Below are 400 nucleotides of genomic sequence, written 5' to 3' on the forward strand. Positions count from 1 at the left end.
GATTTTACGGTGATTGAGGGGCTAAGAACTCTTGAACGCCAAAAGCAATTGTTCGCTGCAAAGAAAAGCCGAACCTTGAATTCCCGTCACTTGACAGGCCATGCCGTTGACTTGCTTCCGGTCGGTGCTGATTGGAACAATTACATCTGCTGGCTACCTGTCTTGAAAGCGATGCATCAAGCGGGTGAAGAACTGGGGATAAAATTGCGGTTTGGTATCACTTGGACAGGCAATCCCAACGATAAGCCGGCTAAGTTCTTGGATGCTCCCCATGTTGAGATACCGACATGAAATTCAACAGCCAGTACTTCACCCTCGGTGCGTTTGTTGTTGTCGCTGGCCTGCTTTGGTTCTATTACAGTGAGTATCAGGACAAGGCAGAAAAATACCATAGCTTAAA

1 protein-coding gene is annotated in these 400 nt (G+C 47.2%); it reads left to right on the forward strand.

The features are described from left to right. Positions 1-291: M15 family metallopeptidase domain-containing protein (locus FE394_RS11865; protein ID WP_319926597.1), on the forward strand; the 291-nt coding region annotated here is incomplete at its 5' end. Positions 292-400 lie beyond the last annotated feature (109 nt).

It is taken from the genome of Xenorhabdus littoralis (genome assembly GCF_033949345.1).
Classification (GTDB): domain Bacteria; phylum Pseudomonadota; class Gammaproteobacteria; order Enterobacterales; family Enterobacteriaceae; genus Xenorhabdus; species Xenorhabdus littoralis.